This window comes from Streptomyces sp. NPDC006134, from assembly GCF_040628835.1.
Lineage (GTDB): Bacteria > Actinomycetota > Actinomycetes > Streptomycetales > Streptomycetaceae > Streptomyces.
The window spans coordinates 1-4,776 of the sequence record NZ_JBEXTV010000132.1; the positions used below are offsets into that span (position 1 = coordinate 1).

The following is a 4,776-nucleotide window of genomic DNA, read 5'->3' on the forward strand; positions in this document are numbered from 1 at the left end:
GCGGCCCGCCCCGCACCAACGCTCGCCGCCGGGGCCGGGGCCCCCGCGCCCCCCCCCCCCCCCCCCCACCAGAAGGGGTGAACGGTCGTAACTTTCCCGTGCGGGAGACGTTCTGTCGCGCTAAGAGATCACGCCGAGGGATCACGCGCTCGCGGAATGCCGCAGTCCGAGTCCGGCCCGCCCGCTCGCCGCCGCCCGCCGCCGCTGCCCGCTGTCGCCCGTCGGCTGCCCGTCAGCTGCCCGGGTACGGCCAGGGGTTGGGGAGGCAGTGGACGCCCTCGCGGGGGTCGAGGAACTTGGTCTGCTGCTGCATGACCGGGGCGAGCTCGCCGTCCTTGTCGCAGGTCACGTGGGAGTGACCGAGACGGTGGCCGACCTCGTGGTTGATCAGCATCTGCCGGTACGCGTGGATCTCGTCGCCGTACGTCTCCGAGCCCTGCGCCCACCGGTAGGCGTTGATCATCACGCGCTCGGTGGCGGCCGAGTCGCAGGACACGTTGTCGACGGTGGTGTCCAGGCCGGACTTGGCGCACCAGTCGGCGGTGGTCCCGGGACTGGCGAGGGTGATCACGAAGTCGGGGTGCCCGGAGTGGATGCGTTCGAACGCGAGGGCGCCGTCGTGCGCCCAGCTCCGGTCGTCGTTGAGCGTCTTCTGCACGGCCTGCGCGAACAGCTTGCCGTCCAGGCCGAGCCCCTTCTCGACGTCCACGCGGTAGGTGAACTTCTGTCCCTTGCCCGGTGCCTTGTCGACGCCCGGGACCGCGTAGAACGTGCCCGGACCCTTCAGCGTGGCGCTGAGCGGGTACTTCCTGTCCATCTTCTGCTCGTACGTCAGCGGCACCGCACCGGCGGACACCGACGGCGTCGGCCGCCCGTCCGCGCGCGAGGCGGGATCGCGGTCGTCCCGCGCCTGGTCACCGGCAGACCGCGGCTGTACGCCTTGGCCGTCCCGCCCGTCGGCGACCTGGCCGGCGACGACGACCGCGAGCACGGTGGTGACGGCGGCGGCCGCGATACCGGTGTAGGTACGCCCCCTGCCGCCCTTGGCGGGGGCGGACCCGCCGGTGGGCGGCGCGTCGTCCGTGCCGTACGCGGTGCCGGCACCGCCGGCCCGGCCGGAGTCCCGGTCGGTGACGGAGGCGTGAGGGTCGGCGGCCCGCGCGGGAGTGCCGGTACGGCGACGGGAACGGGGGACGGAGACGTCGTCGTCCGCGTCGAAGGCGTCCACGTAGTCCTGCCGCGGTCCCGTGAGGTCCGCCCATCGCTGCCCCTGCCCCTGCTGCCGCGGGAAGGCGACACCCGGGCCGGAGCCTGCAGAAGCACCGGAGCCCGCAGAAGCGTCGGGGCCCGCGGACCGCCCCCGTGCCCCGCTCAGCCGGCCCCAGCCGCCCCCGCCTTCGTGCTGCTCGGGGTGGCCGCCGCGGACCTGCGGGGCACCCTGCGCCGGCGTGCCGCCGGGGAAACGGGGCACACCCCCCGCGGGCGTGCCCTCGCCCGCCGGGTGCGGGACACCGTGCGCCGGTCCCCCGCCGGAGACGCGCGGCACCCCGTGCGCCGGTGTCCCGTCCGGGTGGCGCCGGACACCGTGCGCCGGCGTCCCGTCCGGAAGGCGCGCTCCCGCGTACCCCGGCGATCCGCCCCTCGGCGGCGCCTGTTCGCCCGCCTGCGGTCCGGGCATCCGCCGGCGGCCCGTCCCCGGCCCCGGCACGCCGACCGGCCCCGGCCTCTGCCCGGCGCCCGGCTGCCCCGGTCCGCTCTCCCGTACTCCAGTTGTGTCCGCGGCCTCGCCCTCGGGGGCCGGTCCGCGGCGGCTGTGGCGTCCCACGTCGCGCCTCAGCCTCCCGTGTTCTCGTCGGCGGGCACGCCGTCCGCGGCCCCGCGTGTGTCCGTACCGGCCGCCGGCTTCCCGGTGTCCGCGAGGAATTCGCGGAACGCCGTGGCGACCGTCTCCGGATACTCCATCATGGCCACGTGTCCCGCCTCCGGCAGGGTCAGCAGCCGGGAGTCGCGGAAGGCACGGGCGGCCCGCTGGGCCATGCGGTAGCCGACGAGCCGGTCCCGGCCGCCGTACACGAGCAGGGTCGGCGCGAGGACCCGCTCGGCCTGCCGCCACAGCCCGTGCTGGCCGCCGACCGTGTAGGCGTTGACGATCCCCCGCGCGGAACGCGCCATCGCGTCCCAGAAGTACGGCAGCCGCTGCCGCCGCTCCATCTCCTCCACGGCGTGCCGGAACCCCTCGGGCGTGACCCGTCCGGGATCGCCGTAGCACAGCGCCATGACACCGCGGACCCGCTGCTCCGCCGTCCACTCGCGGGTGAGCCGCGTGAAGAGCGCGGCCACTCCGGGCAGCGCCAGCAGTCCCGTCGGCACGGCGGAGCGCTGGACCCGGATCTCCGGCAGCGCGGGCGAGACGAGGGTCAGGGTGCGCACGAGGTCGGGCCGCACCGCGGCGACACGGGTCGCGACGGCGCCGCCGAGCGAGTTGCCGAACAGGTGCACGGGGCCACGTCCGCTCGCGTCCAGGTAACGGATGACCGCGCGCGCGTGCCCCGTGATCGAGTAGTTGCCGTCGTCCGGTGGCGGGGAGTCGCCGAAGCCGGGCAGGTCGACGGCCTCGTTGGCGGTGACGTCGTCCAGCAGCGGCATCAGCGCCGACCAGTTCTGCGAGGAACCGCCGAGGCCGTGGACGTAGAGCGCGGGCGGCAGCCCCTCGCGCGCCGGCCGCCTCGACCGGATCGTCAGCGTGATCCCCGGCAGCCGGACCGACCTGAGCCGCTCGCCTTCCGCGACCCTGACGGCGGCCACCTTCGGAAGCACGTTGGCGGGCGGCACGAAGGGCAGCTCGGTCGAAGACATGCGGCAATGTTACGAGACGATCACGTAGTGGTTCATGTGTTCGCCATCACAACCGGCCCTCCGCGCGGGCGTTCTCGCGCATGGAGTGGTCATACCTGCGCATACAAGAGGTACGTGCAACAAGAGGTACGTGCAAGAGGTACACGAGAGGCACGGCGGCGAAAAACCACCACGCCGGACCGTGACGGACAGCGACGGCGAACCGGTGTCGCAGCGTTCCGTCACGGTCCGGAAGCAGATCGCATAGCGTCCGGACCGGGTGTCTCCTAGGCTCGTAGAGAGGGCACCCGCATGTGGCCCCTGCATGTGTTCAGGGACGTTCGTAGGAAGGGAGCCCACCATGGCCGTAGACCCCACCGACCCCGAGACCTTCGAGGACGAGGAGACCCGGGACGACCAGGAGTTCGGCGTCGAGGCCCCCGAGGTCGACGCCGCCGAACAGCAGGCGGACATCGCGCCCGACCGCGACGATCCGCTGACCGGCGTGGACCCGGACCGCGCCAGCGAGGCCGATCTGATGGAGCAGACCCGGATCGTCACCCTCGACGAGGACGATTACCGGTGACACCGGTGATCGCGTGACACCGGTGACCCCGTGACAGGGAGCGGCGGAAGGCGCCGCCGAGCAGGAAAGAGCCCAATATTTGCCCGGCCTGAGCTTGTTTGAAACCTTCTGCGCGGCTTTCGTCACCGTCCGGTACGTGAAATTCTGCGCTCGCACCGCGCACACCACGGTTACCGAAAAGTACGATGGCGGCGCGGCGCACACCGCAAGTGGACGATTTTGGGAGGCGGCGTGACAGCCATCGAGCAGACAGAGGCGGTACGCCCGCGGGGCACGCGCCTGCCGCGCCGTGCCCGACGGAACCAGCTGCTGGGCGCCGCGCAGGAGGTCTTCGTGGCGCAGGGCTACCACGCGGCCGCGATGGACGACATCGCCGAGCGCGCCGGCGTCAGCAAGCCGGTGCTCTACCAGCACTTCCCGGGCAAGCTCGACCTCTACCTCGCCCTGCTGGACCAGCACTGCGAGTCCCTGATCCAGTCCGTACGCAACGCGCTGGCGTCGACGAACGACAACAAGCAGCGCGTCCGGGCGACGATGGACGCCTACTTCGCGTACGTCGAGGACGACGGCGGGGCCTTCCGCCTGGTCTTCGAGTCGGACCTGACGAACGAGCCCGCCGTGCGCGAGCGCGTCGACAAGGTCACCAACGAGTGCGCGGAGGCGATCTGCGACGTCATCGCCGAGGACACCGGCCTCTCGCGCGCGGAGTCGATGCTGCTCGCATCGGGCCTGGGCGGCCTCGCCCAGGTGGTGGCCCGCTCCTGGCTGCACAGCGACCGCAGCGTGCCGCGCGACCAGGCGGTCCAGCTGCTGGCCTCGCTGGCGTGGCGGGGCATCGCGGGCTTCCCGCTGCACGGCAACGAGCAGCACCACTGACAGGAGCCCACCGGGCTTTTGTTCCCGCCGCCTGTTCGCTCGTGGCGTTCCCGGGCGGAGCGTACGCCACGCTCACGCGGGCTAATGTGTGCTGGGTACGGCGCGGAAGGTCGCGCACTTCACTGACCGTCGGAGGGACATAGCCGTGGAGGTCAAGATCGGCGTGCAGCACGCGCCCCGCGAGATCGTTCTGGAGAGCGGTCAGAGCGCCGAGGAGGTCGAGCGGGTGGTGGCCGACGCCCTGGCCGGGAAGGCGCAGCTGCTGAGCCTCGTGGACGAGCACGGCCGCAAGGTGCTGGTCCCGGCCGACCGCCTCGCATACGTCGAGATCGGTGAGCCGGCTCCGCGCAAGGTGGGCTTCGGCGCGCTGTAGTCATGGCGCGGGGGTTTGGGGGGGGGCCCGCCGGGGGTGTGGACCGGGGCCCGGCCCGGGCGCCGCCGCCCCCGGCAAGCCCGGGGGCGGGCGGGGGGGGGCGGAG

At 73.1% G+C, this 4,776-nt stretch carries 5 protein-coding genes; 3 read left to right on the forward strand and 2 right to left on the reverse strand.

What is annotated here, in order from left to right:
- Window positions 1–232: 232 nt before the first annotated feature.
- Entirely contained in the window at window positions 233–1,825 is a 1,593-nt protein-coding gene (locus ABZ340_RS36340) for a DUF3152 domain-containing protein (protein WP_358786170.1), read from the reverse strand.
- A gap of 8 nt (window positions 1,826–1,833) precedes the next feature.
- Complete coding sequence (locus tag ABZ340_RS36345) at window positions 1,834–2,856, reverse strand: alpha/beta hydrolase (RefSeq protein ID WP_358786171.1); 1,023 nt, start codon at window positions 2,854–2,856, stop codon at window positions 1,834–1,836.
- A 340-nt stretch (window positions 2,857–3,196) separates the two neighbouring features.
- Here ABZ340_RS36345 and ABZ340_RS36350 point away from each other — a divergent pair, with 340 nt between their 5' ends.
- From ABZ340_RS36350 to ABZ340_RS36360, 3 genes are all read left to right on the forward strand, one after another.
- The gene (locus ABZ340_RS36350) at window positions 3,197–3,421 is read left to right on the forward strand and encodes a hypothetical protein (protein ID WP_358786172.1); all 225 of its coding nucleotides are present in this window, start codon (window positions 3,197–3,199) and stop codon (window positions 3,419–3,421) included.
- 231 nt (window positions 3,422–3,652) lie between these two features.
- Window positions 3,653–4,297, forward strand: coding sequence for a TetR/AcrR family transcriptional regulator (locus ABZ340_RS36355; RefSeq protein ID WP_358786173.1), 645 nt, complete (start codon window positions 3,653–3,655; stop codon window positions 4,295–4,297).
- A gap of 145 nt (window positions 4,298–4,442) precedes the next feature.
- A complete protein-coding gene (locus ABZ340_RS36360) occupies window positions 4,443–4,670 on the forward strand; it encodes a DUF3107 domain-containing protein (RefSeq protein WP_358786174.1) in 228 nt (75 codons plus the stop codon).
- The last annotated feature ends 106 nt before the right edge of the window (window positions 4,671–4,776 follow it).